Here is a 14,849-nt window from a genome sequence, read left to right on the forward strand (position 1 = left end):
TCATGTTTCCGACGGTGCCCGCGATCGGCAGCACGTCCACCGTCGAGCCCTTCGGGAGATTGGGCTTCACCAGGTCGGCGATGCCGGCGCCGTAGTTGTACCACGCCGATCCGATGCCCACCGTCGCGAACCGGATCTGCACAGCATCCGCCGCGGCGACGGACGGCACCGCCAGGGCCACGGCGAGTACCGCGGCCGTCGTCCAACGTGACAAACGCTTACATCCGTTCATGTTGCCCATGTCTTGGTCCTCCTCTGGGCTGGTTGCTTCACGGCCTCGACTTGGTGGCTGCGGCGATGGTGATGACCGGTTTGGCCGCGACATTAGTTCATCCATCGCGGAACTGTCAACGGTGTCAGGGAACGGGGGTTCCTCCACCATCGATCATTGCGGGGTCGAGACCGTTCGCCTCGTGCCGTGCACGGGCGTCCAGGTGGAGGATTCGTGTCTCAGGCGGTGTGGTTAACCGTCCTGCAATGGTCCTCCAGCACCCGCGCCACGCAGCCCGTGAGGTTCATGGCCGTGTCGATGTGCAGGAACTCGTTGGGTCCGTGGGCGTTGGACCTGGGGCCCAACACCCCGGTGATCATGAACTGGGCCTTTGGGAACTTCTCGGCCAGCATGCCCATGAAGGGGATGGTGCCGCCTTCGCCCATGGCGCAGGCGTCCTTGCCGAAGAATTCTCGCGATGCCCGGGCCATGGACGCATCGAGCCACGGCTCGAACGCGGGTGCGTTCCAGCCGCCGGCGCCCATTCCCGGTTCGAAGGTGACCTTAGCCCCGTAGGGCCGATCCTGTGTCAGTACATCCTTGAGACAGGCAACCGCGGCGTCGGGATCGGCGGTAGGCGGGAGGCGCAAGGAAAGCTTGACGCCGGTTTCCGGCCGCAGGACGTTGCCGGCCTGATCCAGCCCGGGTAGCCCCGCGGCGCCGATGATTTCGAGCTGGGGCCGCCAGGTGCGGTTCAGCAGCAGTTCCGTGGGATCGCCGTCCGTCGGCGCGGTTCCGGGCTGAAAGGGATATTCTCCATACACCGCCGTGCCCAGCACCCGCGCCGCGGCCTTGGCCTGTTCGAGCCGGTCGGGCGGGATGTCCACGTGCAGGCCGGGCGGCAGAACCCGGCCCGTGCTCTCGTCCTCCAGGCGGCTCAACAGGCGCCGGAGGATACGGAAGCTCGACGGCACGATGCCGCTGGCCGCACCGGAATGAACCCCTTCGGTCAAGGTCGATACCGAGAGCGTGGCGTTGATCACGCCGCGCAAGGACGTGGTGACCCACAAGCGTTCGTAGTCGCCGCATCCGGAGTCCAGGCACACGACGAGTTCGGGCGTGCCGATCCGGTCCGCCAGCGCATCCACATAGTGGGGAAGGTCGAAGCTGCCGCTCTCCTCGCACGCCTCGATGAGGATGACGCAGCGCGCGCACGGAATGGATTCGAGTTGCAGCGCCCTGATGGCCGTCAGGGCGGCGAACATCCCGTAACCGTCGTCCGCTCCGCCGCGGCCGTAGAGCTTGCCGTCCTCCAGCACCGGCGTCCACGGCCCCAGCCCCGGCCGCCATCCCGATAAGGGAGGCTGCTTGTCGAGGTGGCCGTAGAGCAGCACCGTGCCCCGCCCCGATCCGGGAATTTCCATGAACAGCAGCGGCGTCCGGCCTTCGGTGCGGGCCACGTGAAGTTCCATGCCCGGAACGTTCTGATCCTTGGCCCAATTCGCGAACAACTCCACGGCCCGCTCCATGTGCCCGTGCTCCTGCCACCGCGGATCGAAAGCCGGAGACTCGTTGGGGATGGCGATGTATTCCCGCAGCGCGGGGACGATGCTGGTTCGCCAAGTGTCGTGTATGAATGTTTGAATCGCCATCGTGTTTCACCTGCAACCCGCGGGAAGCCCCACGGGTGCCATGATCATTTGTCCGCTTCCGGGAAGGAAAAGCGCTCGACCTCCACGTGATCCGCTCCCAGGGCCGCCAGTTCGTCGAGGTCCAGCGCGGCCTCGGCCTCGCGCACGCGCCGCAGCGTGGCCTTCACGGCCGGATGGCGCGGCACGAAGAGCTGGCAACAGTCCTGATCGGGCAGGACCGAGGTCTCGAAGGTGCCGATGCCCACGGCCTCGTCGATGATCTCCTGCTTGTCCATGCCCACGAGCGGGCGCAGCACCGGGAGACGCGCGGCCTCCTCGATGACCGCGATGTTGGGCAGGGTCTGGGACGCCACCTGCGCCAGGCTCTCGCCGGTGACCAGCGCCCGTGCGCGCTCCTTGGCGGCGATGATCGAGGCGATGCGGAGCATCATCCGGCGATAGATCACCACCCGCAGGGGACGCAGCACCGCGGCCACGATGCGCCGCTGGATCTCCCCGAAGGGCACGAGATAGAGCCGGGAATGGAACTGGTAGCGGGTGAGCATGCCCACGAGCGTCTTGGCCTTCTCCTGGGAAGACCGGTCGAGAAACGGGCTGCTGTGGAAATGCACGTAGATGAGACGGCAGCCGCGCTTCATCATCCGGTAGGAGGCCACCGGCGAATCGATGCCGCCCGAGATGAGTGACACGAGCCGCCCGCTGGCGCCCACGGGAAGCCCGCCCGGACCCGGTTCGCGCCCGAGGCTCACGAACGCGCTCGAAGGCAGGATCTCCACGGAGACCGTCATTTCAGGGTGGGTCAGGTCCACCCGCGCGCCGGAGTGGGCCTGGACCAGGGCACCCAGATCCCGGTTGATGTCGTTGGAGGTGAGAGGGAAACGCTTGTCCACGCGCCGGGCCTCGATGCGGAACGAGTCGAAGGACTGCCCCTGGAGGGCCTGGAGCACGTGGTCCCCGAGCGCGGACATGTCGTTGTCCGTGCGCTCCACCAGCGAGAAGTTGGCGATGCCGAAGACCCCGGCGAGCCGCGCGCTCACTTCGTCCGCGGGCACCTCGTGGTTGAAGTTCAGCAGCAGCCGCGACGAGGCGTTGCGGATCTCCTTGAGCCCCAGCCCGCGCAGCGCCGTGCTGATGTTCCTTTTCAGATGATCGACGAAATACGCGCGGTTGCCGCGTTTCAGCGCAATCTCGTGGTACCGGACCAGGGCCGAGCGCATTCCCGAGAGATAGCAGATTCCCGCCAACTTTTGCATGCAGGACGGCTGTGGTACCATGGCCGGCAGTTTGGAGGTGCTGTTCCATGGACGTGTTCAAGAAGGTGTCGGAGATCACACAATTCTCGCCCGAGAAGATGCAAAAGAACGGCGTCTTCGCCACCGGGCAACTGTTCTGCGACGTTTACTGCTTCGAGCCGGGACAGGCTCAAAGCGTTCACACGCATCAGGGAACCGACAAGGTCTACTTCGTGCTCGAAGGCAAGGGCCTGTTCCACGTGGCCGGCGAACTGCGGGAACTCGGCAAGGACGAGGTCGTTCTGGCGCCGTCGGGCGAGCCCCACGGCGTGGAGAACCCCGGCCCGGACCGGCTCAAGCTGCTGGTGGTGATGGCGCCGCCTCCGAGCCATTGAGGATGCGGAGGTAGGAGGCTCATGGCCGCGGAAGATCCGGTAAACGACGTCAACCGGCGGTTCTACGAGGCGTTCGAGAGCCTCGACCTCAAGCGCATGGAAGGCATCTGGCTGCGCGAGGACTACATCAAGTGCGTCCATCCCGGCTGGGCGCTTCTCACCGGGTGGGACGCCGTGATGGAGAGCTGGAAGCGCATCTTCGAGAACACGCAGCAGATGCGCTTCGCCCTGACAGACGTGCGGGTCCAGGTGCAAGGCGGGCTCGCCTGGGTGACCTTGTACGAGAACCTGAACTCCACGCTGGAAGGGCAGACCAACGCCGCCGTGGTGCTCACCACCAACATCTACGAGGAACGCCCGGAAGGCTGGTTCATGATCCATCACCACGGCTCGCCCGTGATGATGCGCCAGCCCGAGCCGCATCCCACCGTTCAGTGACCCCGCTCCAGGACAAGGTCTGCATCGTCACCGGGGCGGGCCGGGGCATCGGCCGGGCCATTGCGCTGGCAGCCGCGGGGAACGGATGCCGGGTGGTGCTCGCGTCGCGGACCGAGGACCAGTTGAAGGCGGTTCAAGCGGCCATCGAACTGCGTGGCGGACAGGTCTCCTCTTGCCGCGCCGATCTTTCGAGCAACGAAGACCTCAACGCCCTCGTTCAGCACACCCTCGACCACTTCGGCACCATCGATTACCTCGTCAACAACGCCGGCTGGGGCGTCAAGGCCAACGTCGTCAAGGGCAAGGCGGAGGATTGGGAGCGGACCCTTCGGGTGAACCTGCTGGCGCCCATGATCCTGAGCCGGCTCGTGCTGCCGACCCTCATGGCCCGCCGGACCGGCGCCATCGTGAACGTCTCCTCGATCTCGGGCCGGGTGGGGCAGGCGGGTTCCGCGGCCTACGCCGCCTCCAAGTTCGGCCTCATCGGCTTCAGTCAGTCGCTGTTCGAGGAGGTGCGGGAGCACGGCATCAAGGTCGCAGCGATCCTGCCCGGTTTCGTCGACACCGGCATGATCCCGCCGGTCAAGCACCTGGATCGCTCCCGGATGATCCAACCGGAAGACGTGGCCCAGGCGGTGCTCTTCGTCCTGACCGCTCCGCCCACGGCGTGCCCCGTGGAGATCACGGTGCGGCCGCAGCGCACGCCGTACCGTTAGGGCGAAACTGAAACGGCATTCCTGCGGTAGCGGGAATGCCGTTTGGGTGTGTTCGGATGCGTGTGCTTCGGCCGATCCTCAGGCCGCTCCCTGGATGTTGCAGAACTCCTCGTAGTCGATGAGCTCGTGGATGGTGGGCTTGTCGCCGCACATCGGGCACTCGGGGTCGCGCCGCAGGCGCAGCGTGTTGATCTCCATGGTCAGGGTGTTGAAGTGCAGCAGCCGTCCGGCCAGGGAGTCGCCCTTGTCCAGGATCAGCTTGATGGCTTCCACGGCCTGGATGGTGCCGATGAGGCCGGGGAGGACGCCCAGCACACCCGCCTCGGCGCAGCTCGGCGCCATGCCTGGGGGAGGCGGCTCGGGGTAGAGGCAGCGGTAGCACGGGCCGTTCCCGGGATGGAACACCGACACCTGCCCCTCGAACTGGAAGATGCTGCCGTGGACGTTGGGCTTGCCGGTCATCACGCAGGCATCGTTCACCAGGTAGCGGGTGGCGAAGTTGTCGCAGCCGTCCACTACGATGTCGTAGTCCTTGATGATCTCCATGATGTTCTCGGAGGTCAGCCGCTCGGGAATGGGGATCACGTTGACGTCGGGGTTCAACCCCTGAAGCGTCTGGCGCGCCGATTCGGTCTTGGGCTCGCCGATTCGGTCGTTGCTGTGGAGGATCTGGCGCTGCAGGTTGGACAGGTCCACCACGTCGTGGTCGATGATGCCCATGGTGCCGACGCCGGCCGCGGCCAGGTAGTAGGCGGACGGCGAACCCAGGCCGCCCGCTCCCACCATCAGTACCCGTGCGTCCAGGAGCTTCGCCTGGCCCTCTTCGCCAACCTCGGGCAGCAGGAAGTGGCGGCTGTAGCGGGTGAGTTGCTCCTGGGTGAACTGCCGGTCCTGGACGAACGAGTAGCCCTCGTTCTTCCAGGCGGTGTATCCGCCGGACATGGAAATCACGTCCTCGTAGCCCATCTCCTGCATGACCTTGCCGGCGAGAAGCGACCTCACGCCGCCGGCGCAGTAGGCGATGATGGGGGTCGACTTGTCCGGCACCTCGGCGTCCATCTTCATTTCGAGGAAGCCTCGTGGGACCGACACCGCGTTCTCCAGGTGTCCTTCCCGGTATTCCTCTTTCTCGCGCACGTCCAGGAGCACGTGGTTGCCGTTGTTCCGCAGCAACTCGTCCACCTGCTGCGGCGACAGCTCCTTGACGGTGCCGCGCGCCTCGTCCATCAACTGCTGGAATGTCTTGGCCATGATCTCTCCCCGGCGGGCCGGCGCCGTCATCGCTACGTAAAGCAGGGGAGCCGCCGCGTGCTCCGACAGCTCCCCCGGAGGAAACAAACTTCAACTTCCTATTGTAACCGACTGACGCGCCGAATCAAGCACTTCCTTGCGTGCCCCGGCCGCGACCGTCAGTTCAGCCGGTAGAAGCGGTTGGCGTTGTCCGCCAGTATCTTCCGCTTGGCCGTATCCGAGACGTCCTCCCGGGCGCACAGCTCGGGGATGTCCTTGAGATACTCCTCGCGCGGCCGCTCGTGCGGATAGTCCGAGGCGAAGAAGATATGGTCCTCGCCGAACAGCTCCACGACGAAGGGCAGGGTACGCTCCTCCGACTCGACCGAAACGTAGACGCTGCCGCTCTTGATGTAGTGGCTGGGGTGGTGCTTGAGCCGCGGCGCCCACTTCTTGCCGCGCCGCTCGTAGCCCTCGTCGAGTCGGTCCATCATGAAGGGCACCCAGCCGGCACCGGCCTCGAGGTAGGCGACGCGCAGGTCCGGAAACAGCTCGTACACGCCCTGGAACACCATGTTGGTCAGGTGGATCAGCAGCGGGATGGGATGCTCCAGCGCGTGCACCTCGGCGAAGGTGTCGAGGTAGTCGAACCCGAGGCCGCGGCTCGGCGCCCCGTGGATGGCCAGCGCCATGTCCAGCCGGCAGGCCTCCTCGTAGATGGGGAAGAAGCTCTCGTGGCCGTAGCCCTTGCCCAGGGAGTTGACCGATGGCAGCACCGCCGCCGGCATGCCCAGCTCCTCCTTGGCGTGCCGCATCTCCTTGACGGCGTCCTCGACGCTGTGCACCGGGATCAGCGCCGCGCCCAGCACCCTGGAGGTCTTGTCCATGTAGTAGCGGTGCAGCCACGTGTTGTAGGCGTGGGCGATGTTGACGGCGTACGACGGGTCCTGGATCAACCCGTAGCCCAGCCCCGCCGTGGGATAGACGATGGTCCGGTCGATGCCGCAGTCGTCGAGAAAGGAAACCCACATGTCGCAGTCCGGATAGTCCCGGAGCCCCGACGAACTCATGTTGGAAAGCCGGGTCCACCCGTCCAGCGACGGGAACAGCGCGTACATGCGTGCCCAGGCGGGCTGGCCGTCGCTGCCCACGTACTTCTCGCCCATGAAGGGCATGATCTCGCTGGCGTTCTCCATGATATGGCCGTCGCCGTCGATGACCGGATAGGCGTTCGCGCGCATGGAATTCTCCTTTCGTGTCGAAAACGGGCGGTGCGGGTTCGGCTGGTGCGGCGTATCAGGGATACGCTTGTGAACTTTCGAAGGCACTTTCACGGGCCAGGGTATCAGGCGCCGTCGATGCCGTAGAACCGCCTGGCGTTGTCGTTGAACATCTTGTCGGCCACCCGTTGCGGGATGTCCTCTCGGCCGCGGATGGTGCCGGTCAGATCGGGCTCGAACGAGGGGTCCTGGTGGCCGTAGTCCGATCCGATGAGCAGGTTGTCCTCGCCGATGTAGTCCACCAGGTATGGGACGTCCTCGTCGGCCTCGCAGGCCACGAACAGGCGGTATTCCTGGAACAGGCCCTCGTCGGACTTGTGGTTCCAGTCGCTTTTCATCAGCCGCTTGAGGATGTGCAGCATGAACGGCACCCAGCCGGCGGACGCTTCGATGAAGCCGAAGCGGAGGCCGGGGAACTGTTCCGGAATGCGGTTCGCCACCAGGTCCCGGAAGGCGAATATCGGCAGCACCCGTCCCTGGGCGAACGAGAAGTTCCGCTCGAAGCTGAACAGGTTGATGATGGACGGTGCACCCATGCCCGTGTGAATGCAGATGGGCAGATCCAGCTTGGCGGCCTCCTCGTACACCGGGAAGAAGTACGGGTCGTCCAGGGTCCGGTCGCCCTCCATGCCGCGGAAGAAGAGGCCCACGGCGTCGTGCTCCTTGGCCAGGCGCATCTCGTCGATGGAGGCTTCGATGGAACGCAGCGGCAGCACCGCGGTCCACAGCAGACGGTTCTGTCCGGTCCGTTGCACCTCCCACATGTAGCGGTTGTAGGCCTTGCACAGACCGATCTCCAACTCCACGTCGTGGGTCAGGTAGACCAGGAAAAGCGTCGGGTAGATGACCTGCACGTCGATGCCGAGGCGGTCCATGTCCGCCAGCCGGACCTCCGGCTGGGTGATTTCCCGGCTGGCGATGAGGCTGTCGCTGCGCGACGATTCGAGCTTCGAGGCCGACGGCGTCACCAGCCGGAAGCCGCCCTTGCCGTTGGGCTTGGGCACGATGTTGCCGTCGATGAGCCAGAAGGCGTTGCGCGGACCGTAAAGCGTGTCCTCGGGCACCGAGGCCAGCACGGGGCGGCGCGGGTAGAGGTCCTCGTCGAGGTGGTCCCACATGGCGACGGGCTCGGCGATATGGGTGTCGGAGTCGATGATCATCATGGCGGGCTCGCGGTTGCGGCGGCGGCCGGGAATCCTATCCGGCCGCCGTCAGGTTTCGGCGCCTCACAACGCGTAGAGGTGCTTCGGGTTCTCGCACAGGATCTTGTCCGCGATGGCGGGCGACAGGTCCTCGCGCGAGCGGATGGTCTGGGCCAACTCCGGCTCGAACGAGGGATCGTTGTGGCCGTAGTCGGAGCCGATGACGATGTTGTCCTCGCCCATGTACCGGATCAGGTACGGGATGTCCTCGTCGGCCTCGCAGGCCACGAACAGCCGGTATTTCTGAAACAGCTCCACGCTGGAATCGAACTTGAACTGCTGCTTCAGCAGGCGCCGCAGGATGTGCAGCAGGAACGGCACCCAGCCGGCCGACGCCTCGATGAAGCCGAACCGCAGCTTCGGGAACATCTCCGGGATGCGGTTGTGGATAATGTCCCGGAACGCGAAGATCGGCAGCACCCGGCCGTGGTGGAAGGTGTGGTTGCGCTCGAGGTTGAACATGTTGGTGAGGCTGGGACAGCCCGACCCCGTGTGGATGCAGATGGGCAGCTCCAGGGAGTTGGCCTCCTCGTACACCGGGAAGAAGTAGGGGTCGTCCAGGGTCCGGTCGCCCTCCATGCCGCGGAAGAAGATGCCCACCGCGCCGTGCTCCTTGGCCAGGCGCATCTCGTCGATGGAGGCTTCGATGGAGCGCAGCGGCAGCACCGCGTTCCAGCGCATCCGTCCCCCGGCCTTCTCCTCTACGTCCCACATGAAGCGGTTGTAGGCCTTGCACAGCGCGATCTCCAGGTCCACGTCCTCGGTGAGGTACACGAGGAACAGCGTGGGGTAGATGACCTGGGTCTCGATGCCGAGCCGATCCATGTCCGCCAGCCGCACGTCCACGTCGGTGATCTCGCGGCTCGCGATGAGGCTGTCGTTCCGCTCCGTCTCCAGGGTGGCCGCGGTCGGCGTCACCAGCCGGAAGCCTCCCTTGCCCGACGGCTTCGGAAAGATGTTGCCGTCGATGAGCCAGAACTTGTTGCGCGCGCCGTACAGCGTGTCGTCCGTGATGGACGTCAGCACCGGTCGCCGCGGATACATGTCCTCGTCGAAGAACTTCCACATCGCCTCGGGCTCGGCGATATGTGTATCCGCGTCAATGACTCCTGCCATGGTTGCCTCCTGGGAAGAATGGCGCCGCGGTCGGAATGCGTGGAAGCGGGGCCAGCGCCTTTCAATGTTTGTACTGCCGGCGGTGACGGATTGTCAAATCTTTATCCGTTGCCGGATGCGTCTACCCCTCCGCGCACAGGCGCCCGAGACCCGGAATGGACGTGGGCCGGCCCATGCGCCGCAGGCAGGCCCATAGTGCCGCCTGGTTGCTCGAAACCACCGGGCGGGCGAGTCGGCTCTCCACCGCCTCGATGGTTTCGATCATGCGGGTGTTGGTGCAGCTCAGGAAGTAGCCCTCGGCCTCGGGGCGGCTGTTGTCGCAGGTGATGTCCAGCCATTCCTCCGGGGTCACCGCGATGTAGTCGTCGCTTCCGGGAAGCCCGAGACCCAGTTCGTGGACCACCTCGAAACCGGCTTCCGACATGTAGCGCATCTCCGCCTGGTTGGTCGCCTCCACGTAGGGGCTGATGAGCACGAGTCTGCGGACGGCGAGTTCGCGCAGCGCCTCGGTGATGGCCTGGCTGGTGGTCACGGCCTCGCAACCGCTCGCCCGGCCGACCCATTCGGTGATGCGTCGCTCGCCGTCGAGGCCGCCCTCCATGGAGTTCGCGGTGCAATGAAACACGATCACGTCGGGGCCGGTGTCGGACAACACGGCCGCGGCTTCCTCGATGGCTTCCTGGAGCTGGTCCAGGGGTTTGGCCCATTTTCCGGTCATGCGCAGCCGGGTGACGTGAATGTCGATGTCATCCGGCAGGTAGCGGTTGAACTGGGGCTCGGTGAGCCGGTTGGCCGACGGAATGATGAGGCCGATGCGCGCCTGGTTTACCATGTGCGGTTCCTCCGTTGACGCTACACGTTACGCGGCGGGACTTCCCCATTGTAGCTGTCCCACGAGCCCATGGCCTTGGCCAGGGCCGCGGGCTGGGGCAGGTGCTTCAGGTCGAAGAATTCCACCGCGTTCTTGTACAGCACCAATTCCTTCTGCTCGAAGCTCAGGTCGTCGCCCGAGATGACGTCCCGAACGGAGTAGGGGAAATGGCAGTCCCAGTGGCAGTAGTCCGAGGCGTAGAGCACGGTGGCGGCTCCCGAGGCGTCCAGCACCCGGTCAAGTCCGGTCTCCTCGGACTCGCACGACAGCACGAGCTGTTCGCTCCGGATGACCTCGCTGGGGCGGCGGCGCATCTCGGGCATCTGGGGCGCCAGTTTCTCCATGTGCTCGTCCAGGCGTTCCATCCAGAAGGGCAGCCAGCCGGCGCCGCCTTCCATGTAGGCGACCTTGAGTCTGGGAAAGCGGTCGAAGACCCCCTCGCCGAGCATGTGCATCATCGCGATCATCAACTCGAAGGGGAACGCCGTCATGTGCACGTAGACGTACTTGTAGAAGCGCCGGCTGCCAGCGCCCATCACCCCGGACACGCCGGGAATCCCGTCGTGGCCGGTCTGCGGGTGCACCGAGAGGGGGATGCCGATCTCCTGGGCGGCGGCGTAGATGGGATCGAACATGGGGTCGCCCATGTTGCGGCCATAGACGTTGGTGGGCAGCATGGCGGTGGTGGCGCCGTGGTCGGCCAGGTAGTGAAGCTCGCGCACGGCCGCCTCGGGGGTCCTGGCAGGGGATGAGCCCCACGGCCCGCAGGCGGCTGGTGTCGGCGGAGCAGTATTCGATGAGCCACTCGTTGACCGCGTGGCACAGGACGCCGGCCAAACCCTTGTCCATGAGCCCGTTCACCGTGAGCGCGATCTGCGTGCCGAAGATCACCGCCACGTCGATGCCCTCCATGTCCATGTCTTTGAGGCGTTCCCTGGGATCGATCATGCCCGGGCGGCCCTTGCGGGCCTCCTCGGTCATGGGCCCGGTCACGCCCGGCCCCGGGCCCTCGTTGGCGGGCCAGATGCGCCCCTCCAGCATCAGGCGGTTGCCGCCACGGTTGTCCTTGAGGCGCACCGGTGCCAGCGACTTGTACTTCTCGGGCAGCCAAGGCTTGAAGTCGATGTCGCCCTCGTTGACGTGGCCGTCCGCGTCGATGACCAGGGTGTTCGCGAAGTCTTCCATGAACTCGTGGTTACTACTACCGTCGTTTTTGTGTCAAGATGCCCGCGTCGTCGAGGTTGCCCATGGATACGGAATCCTCCGCCGCGCCCGCGCCCCTGCTCGAAGTCAAGGACCTGAGAACGTACTTCTTCACCCGCTCGGGAACGGGTAGGGCCGTGGACGGTGTCTCGTTCACGCTGGACCAGGGGGAGTCGCTGGGCCTCCTGGGGGAGTCGGGCTGCGGCAAGAGCATGACCAGCCTCTCCATCCTGCGGCTGGTGCCGCGGCCGGCCGGGCGCATCGTCTCGGGGCAAGTGCTGTTTCGGGGCCGGGACCTGCTGAGAATATCGGAGCAGGAAATGCGCGAGGTCCGGGGCCGGGAGATCGCCATGATCCTCCAGGATCCCCTGAGTACCCTGAACCCGGTGTTCACCATCGGCAACCAGGTGGCGGAACCGTTGCGGGTCCACGGCATCGTGCCGCGCTCCGGCCTCTGGGAGCGGGTTTCGAAGCTGCTGAGCCTGGTGCGCATACCCGCGCCGGAGTCGCGGTTGAGAGACTATCCGCACCAGTTCAGCGGCGGCATGCGCCAGCGGGTGGTGGGGGCCACCGCCATCGCGGCCGGCCCCAAGGTCCTCATCGCCGACGAGCCCACTACCTCGCTGGACGTTACCATCCAGGCGCAGTACCTGCGGCTCCTGAAGGAGCTCCAGAGGGAATCGAATCTGTCCATCATCTACATCACACATGACCTTGCCACCTTGGCGAGGATCTGCGACCGGGTGGCGGTCATGTACGCCGGCAAGATCGTGGAGCAGTTGACCGTGGAGGCGCTGTTCGAACGTCCCGCGCACCCCTATACCGAAGCGTTGCTGCAATCCGTTCCGCGCATGGACCAGAAGGTCCACCGCTTCCCGTCCATCGAGGGAAGCCCGCCGTTGATCCACGACCTGCCGCCGGGCTGCGCATTCGCGCCCCGTTGTCCCAAGGCCATGGACAGATGCCGGTCCGAGTCCCCGCCAGTGACCCGGCTCGGCGCGGACCACGAGGTGTCCTGCTGGCTGCACGAGAAGGACGAACATGAACTCCCCGCTACTGGAAGCCAGGAACGTCAGTAAGCGCTTCGCGATTACCAAGGGGCTGATCCTTGGCGGCAACGTGGGGTGGATCCATGCCGTGGAGGACATCAGCTTCCACATCGACGGTGGCGAAACCCTGGGACTGGTGGGGGAGTCCGGCTGCGGCAAGAGCACCACGGCCAAGATGGTGTTGTTGCTGGAGCACCCCACCAGCGGCGAGATGCTCTACGAGGGGGTCAGCCTGCGGGAGATGTCGGGCGAAGACCTGCGGCGCTACCGCGGCACCGTGCAGGCGGTGTTCCAGGATCCCCAGAGTTCCCTCAACCCTAGGATGCGGGTGGGCGACATTATAGGCGAGCCGCTGGAGGTGAACGCCGGGCTTCCCCGGAGGGCGGTGCGCGAGCGTGTCGCGGAGGTCCTGAAGGACGTCAACCTCGACGCCGCCTTCGCCCGGCTCTATCCGCACGAGTTCAGTGGCGGTCAGCGCCAGCGCATCGCCTTGGCCCGGGCCCTGGCCACCCATTCCCGCCTGATCGTGCTGGACGAGCCCGTGGCCTCGCTGGACGCCTCCATCCGCAGCCAGATCATCAACCTGCTCAAGGACCTGCAGGACCAGCACGGCCTGAGCTACCTGCTCATCACCCACGACTTGGCCGTGTCCCGGCACCTGAGCCACCGCGTCGCGGTCATGTATCTGGGGCGGATCGTCGAGGAAGCCAAGTCCGACGCACTGTATGCGGAGCCTTTCCACCCCTATACCAAGGCGCTCATCGCCGCGGCCCTGCCCGTGCGGAAGGGGCAGGAATCCGACGAGATGGTCGTGGCCGGCGAGGTCCCCGATCCCATGGACCCGCCGTCGGGCTGCCGCTTCCATCCGCGCTGTCCCATGGCCATGGCGCGGTGCGCGGAGGAGGAGCCGGTGCTCCAGGAAGCGGCGCCGGAACGCAAGGTAGCCTGCCACCTGTTCTAACGAGGTTCTGATTGCCTCTGGGTAAGAACGTGTCCTTCGACTTCGCACCGCTGACGCGGCGCTACGCTCAGGACGAACGACGCCGGGCCTCTTCAGCCCTGTGCAACCTCTTGCCTCAGTGCTCCCGCAGCAGCCGCCCGTAACCATTGATGCGGTCGTTCACTCCGGCGCGGCGCAGGGTCTCCCACACGATGGCCTGGATCGCGATGATCACGTTGACGCCGAGTTCCTGCTCCAGTGGCTCGATCATCTCGATGATGCCCCAGTGGGGGGCGGGGATGTAGATGGTGTCGGCGTCGGGGTAGTCGCGGTAAAGAGCCTCGGCGAGGGCCTTCACCTCGTCCTGCGGGATGGTGGCGAGGTCCGCGACGGTCTTCTGGGCGCCTTTGAACCCCAGCAGCTCGAAACCGTAGTGGGTGACGTACTCGGCGTGGAAGCCCTCGGGGTCGGTGAAGGGGTGCAGGAGCACGAGCTTTTTGGCTCCCACGGCGCGCAGCGCGTTCACCTGAGCGGTGATGCTGGAGGTGACCGGAACGCCGATCTCCTCCTCGGTCTTGCGCAGGGTTTCCTCGAGGCCGTCGTAGCCCAGGGAGAGGTTGAGCGGGACGCCGCCGAAGACCATGATGTCGACGCCGGCCTTGCCCATCTCCCGGGCCGCCTCCAGGGTCATCTCGACGCTCCGGGTGGTTTCCTGCTCGGTCAGCTTCTTGATGGCGAGGGTGGTGAGGACGAGGGTCACGCCCTCCGGAACCATCTTGTAGAACTCGTAGGGGAAGGTCTCCGTCAGGTAGGGCGGCGACGTGTAGCCGATTCGGGCGCGATATCCGTACATGGCAAGGCCTCCTTTAGTGTCGTGTCACACAACCACCGGTGAAAGTCCACTGTTCACGTCAGGTTCCGGGTCCTGGGGTCCAGGAAGTCGCGCAGCCAGTCGCCCAGCAGGTTGATGGACAGCACCACCAGCACGAGCGCCACACCGGGGAAGAACGACAGCCACCACGCCGTGGTGATGTGGGCGCGGCCGTCCGCGATCATGGCGCCCCAGGAAGGCGTGGGCGGCGGGATCCCCGCGCCTAGGAAACTCAGTGAAGCCTCCACGATGATGACCCAACCCACCTGGAGCGTCGCCAGCACCACCAGCGGGTTGACGATGTTGGGGAAGATGTGGCGCTGGAGGATGCGGAACGAAGAGCAGCCGGCCACCCGGGCCAGAGCCACGAACTCCCGTTCTTTCCAGGTCAGCACCTCGCCGCGCACGAGCCGGGCGAACCTCGCCCACATCACCAGGCCCAG

At 65.6% G+C, this 14,849-nt stretch carries 15 protein-coding genes and 1 pseudogene; 5 read left to right on the forward strand and 11 right to left on the reverse strand.

Annotated features, from left to right (window positions below):
- From OXU42_00665 to thiI, 3 genes are all read right to left on the reverse strand, one after another.
- The coding region (locus OXU42_00665; protein ID MDE0027903.1) for a hypothetical protein at positions 1–241 on the reverse strand (241 nt) is incomplete at its 3' end.
- Positions 242–450: 209 nt separating this feature from the next.
- Positions 451–1,863: a M20/M25/M40 family metallo-hydrolase gene (locus OXU42_00670; protein MDE0027904.1), complete on the reverse strand. Its 1,413-nt coding sequence runs from the start codon at positions 1,861–1,863 to the stop codon at positions 451–453.
- A 44-nt stretch (positions 1,864–1,907) separates the two neighbouring features.
- The gene (gene thiI, locus OXU42_00675; protein ID MDE0027905.1) at positions 1,908–3,116 is read right to left on the reverse strand and encodes a tRNA 4-thiouridine(8) synthase ThiI; all 1,209 of its coding nucleotides are present in this window, start codon (positions 3,114–3,116) and stop codon (positions 1,908–1,910) included.
- Between the two features lie 47 nt (positions 3,117–3,163).
- Between thiI and OXU42_00680 the strand changes: the two genes are divergently transcribed.
- From OXU42_00680 to OXU42_00690, 3 genes are read left to right on the forward strand one after another with little or no spacing between them, the layout of a single operon-like run.
- Entirely contained in the window at positions 3,164–3,490 is a 327-nt protein-coding gene (locus OXU42_00680; protein MDE0027906.1) for a cupin domain-containing protein, read from the forward strand.
- 21 nt (positions 3,491–3,511) lie between these two features.
- Positions 3,512–3,928, forward strand: a complete 417-nt coding sequence (locus OXU42_00685) for a nuclear transport factor 2 family protein (protein MDE0027907.1) — start codon at positions 3,512–3,514, stop codon at positions 3,926–3,928.
- A complete protein-coding gene (locus OXU42_00690) occupies positions 3,925–4,644 on the forward strand; it encodes an SDR family NAD(P)-dependent oxidoreductase (protein ID MDE0027908.1) in 720 nt (239 codons plus the stop codon). Before OXU42_00685 ends, OXU42_00690 begins: the two co-directional genes overlap by 4 nt.
- A 78-nt stretch (positions 4,645–4,722) precedes the next feature.
- Here OXU42_00690 and moeB read toward each other — a convergent pair whose 3' ends face one another.
- The 6 genes and pseudogenes from moeB to OXU42_00720 form a co-directional block, all read right to left on the reverse strand.
- On the reverse strand, positions 4,723–5,895 hold the full coding sequence (gene moeB, locus OXU42_00695; GenBank protein MDE0027909.1) for a molybdopterin-synthase adenylyltransferase MoeB: 1,173 nt from the start codon (positions 5,893–5,895) through the stop codon (positions 4,723–4,725).
- A 158-nt stretch (positions 5,896–6,053) separates the two neighbouring features.
- Positions 6,054–7,115, reverse strand: a complete 1,062-nt coding sequence (locus tag OXU42_00700) for an amidohydrolase family protein (GenBank protein ID MDE0027910.1) — start codon at positions 7,113–7,115, stop codon at positions 6,054–6,056.
- Positions 7,116–7,219: 104 nt separating this feature from the next.
- A complete protein-coding gene (locus OXU42_00705; GenBank protein ID MDE0027911.1) occupies positions 7,220–8,317 on the reverse strand; it encodes an amidohydrolase family protein in 1,098 nt (365 codons plus the stop codon).
- Positions 8,318–8,380: 63 nt separating this feature from the next.
- On the reverse strand, positions 8,381–9,472 hold the full coding sequence (locus OXU42_00710) for an amidohydrolase family protein (GenBank protein ID MDE0027912.1): 1,092 nt from the start codon (positions 9,470–9,472) through the stop codon (positions 8,381–8,383).
- A 121-nt stretch (positions 9,473–9,593) separates the two neighbouring features.
- Positions 9,594–10,304, reverse strand: a complete 711-nt coding sequence (locus tag OXU42_00715; protein MDE0027913.1) for a maleate cis-trans isomerase — start codon at positions 10,302–10,304, stop codon at positions 9,594–9,596.
- 20 nt (positions 10,305–10,324) lie between these two features.
- Positions 10,325–11,113 (reverse strand): annotated as a pseudogene (locus tag OXU42_00720) (amidohydrolase family protein).
- A 477-nt stretch (positions 11,114–11,590) separates the two neighbouring features.
- Here OXU42_00720 and OXU42_00725 point away from each other — a divergent pair.
- Entirely contained in the window at positions 11,591–12,625 is a 1,035-nt protein-coding gene (locus OXU42_00725) for an ABC transporter ATP-binding protein (protein MDE0027914.1), read from the forward strand.
- Positions 12,588–13,556: an ATP-binding cassette domain-containing protein gene (locus tag OXU42_00730; protein MDE0027915.1), complete on the forward strand. Its 969-nt coding sequence runs from the start codon at positions 12,588–12,590 to the stop codon at positions 13,554–13,556. Before OXU42_00725 ends, OXU42_00730 begins: the two co-directional genes overlap by 38 nt.
- Positions 13,557–13,671: 115 nt before the next feature.
- Here OXU42_00730 and OXU42_00735 read toward each other — a convergent pair whose 3' ends face one another.
- Together OXU42_00735 and OXU42_00740 are read right to left on the reverse strand one after the other, a co-directional pair.
- Positions 13,672–14,388, reverse strand: coding sequence for a hypothetical protein (locus OXU42_00735; protein MDE0027916.1), 717 nt, complete (start codon positions 14,386–14,388; stop codon positions 13,672–13,674).
- Between the two features lie 53 nt (positions 14,389–14,441).
- Positions 14,442–14,849: ABC transporter permease (locus OXU42_00740; protein ID MDE0027917.1), on the reverse strand; the 408-nt coding region annotated here is incomplete at its 5' end.

Source organism: Deltaproteobacteria bacterium (assembly GCA_028818775.1).
Taxonomy (GTDB): Bacteria; Desulfobacterota; Binatia; order UBA9968; family JAJDTQ01; genus JAJDTQ01.